The organism is Limimaricola litoreus, from assembly GCF_024159025.1.
Classification (GTDB): domain Bacteria; phylum Pseudomonadota; class Alphaproteobacteria; order Rhodobacterales; family Rhodobacteraceae; genus Limimaricola; species Limimaricola litoreus.
In genome coordinates this window covers 1-1746 of the sequence record NZ_JAMYXC010000162.1, presented here as the reverse complement: position 1 = coordinate 1746, position 1746 = coordinate 1, and the positions used below count along the sequence as shown (strand labels likewise).

Annotated in this window: 1 protein-coding gene; it reads right to left on the bottom strand. The window is 72.3% G+C overall.

All coding sequences use genetic code 11. The features are described 5' to 3' along the window. Positions 1-1746, bottom strand: a 1746-nt coding sequence (locus NHG85_RS10940) for a DUF4011 domain-containing protein (protein ID WP_253332317.1), incomplete at both ends; no start/stop codon positions are given.

Sequence of the window (1746 nt, the reverse complement as noted above, 5' to 3'; positions counted from 1 at the left end):
CAGCTCGGCGAAGAGCGTGCCGCGCGCGGCCATGCGTTCGGCCAGCGGGGCAAGGCCGAGCCTGTCGCACAGCGCGCCCAGCGCCCGGTTCTGCGCCTGCGCCGCCCGGCCCAAGACCGCCGCCGCGTCGAGAAACCGCTCCTGCCAATCGAAGGACCAATCGGCGCCCGCCAGCAGATCGCTCGGCGCGTCCTGCCCCGCGACCTGCGCCAGCCGCTCCAGTTCCGAGGCGAGATCGCGCAGCCGGGCATAGCTCGACGCGTCATGCGCGTCCCATGCGGCAAAGCTCAGGCGGAAGGGCGGCGCGCCTGCCGCGACCTTGCCGATCGCCTCGAACACCGAAAACCCCTGCCGCCCCTTGCGGTGCAGCGCCGCGACATAGGCGTTGAGCCGGTCGCGGGTGAGGCGCAGATCCTCGGTGACCTCGATCCAGTCGGAGCCATCGCCCTCCGCCGCGCGGTCCCAGCCGCGGCCGAGCTGAGCGAGGACCGACTTGCGATCCGTCTTGCTCGAATGCAGTTCCAAACAGGCGTCGCCGAGCCCCGAGGCGGCGAGACGGCGATGTACCACGTCGAGCGCGGCGGCCTTTTCGGCGACGAAAAGCACCGTCCGCCCCTGCGACATGACCTGCGCGATGATGTTGGCGATGGTCTGGCTCTTGCCCGTCCCCGGCGGGCCGATGAGCACGAAGTCGCGCCCCTGTGCAGCCGCCGCCACGGCGGCAAGCTGGCTGCTGTCGGCGGGCAGCGGGGTGACGAGATCGGCAGGCGAGAGCGCATGGTCGAGGTCGCGCGGGGCGATCTGCGGCAGGTCGGGCTGCGGATAGGCCTCGTCCGGCCCGTCGAGCAGGTGACGCACCAGCGCACTGTCGCGCAGCGCGTCGTTGCGCGCGACCAGATCCTCCCACATCAGGAACTTGGCGAAGGAAAAGGTCGAGAGCGCCATGTCCTCGATCACCTCGAAACCGGCCATGTCGCGCACCGCGAGCCGCACCAGATCGAAGATCCGCACGAGGTCGATCCCGCTCTCGTCGCGCGGCAGCTCGCCATCGAGGCCCGGCATGGAGAGCGCGAAATCACGGCGCAGGAATTCGAGCAGCGTGGCGTTGATGCGCACCTCGTCCTCCAGATGGCCGAGCCGGAAGGCCGAATTGGCCGAGCGCCGCTCCAGCCGCGCCGGGATCAGCAGCAAGGGCGCGCGAAAGGCCCGCGCCTCGCCCTCGCGGCGCCAGCGCAGGAAACCGGCGGCGAGGAACAGCGTGTTGGTGCCGCCCTCCTGCATATCGCTTTTGGCGCGGCGGTGCAGCGCCACGAGCCGCGCGTTCAGCTCCTGCGCCGAAAGGGGCGCGGCAAGGCGGCCGCGCTCCTGCGCCCGGGCCGCCCGCGCGGCGATCTCGTCGGGCGACAGGCTCTCGGCCTCCTCGATCGGCTCGGGGATCGCGGTGGCGCCGCCGGCGAGGCTGTCCTCCAGCGCGGCCATGTCGGCGCAGAGAAACGGCACCGCGCCGCGCCCGTCGCGAAAGTTCAGCAGGCGGTTGCGCAAGGAGAGGTCAAGCAGCTTGCGCTGCCAGCGCTCGACCCGGCCCTCGGGCGTCTCGGCCTCTTCCTCGACCTCCGTCACCGGCAGATCGGCAAGGCCCGGCATCGGCGGCAGCGGCGGGGCCGCGCCCTCTCGCGGGGCGGGCCCGGGGTCGAGCGTGGCTTCGCCCAAGGGCAAGATGCCCGCGGCGCGCGCCGCCGCCACGTC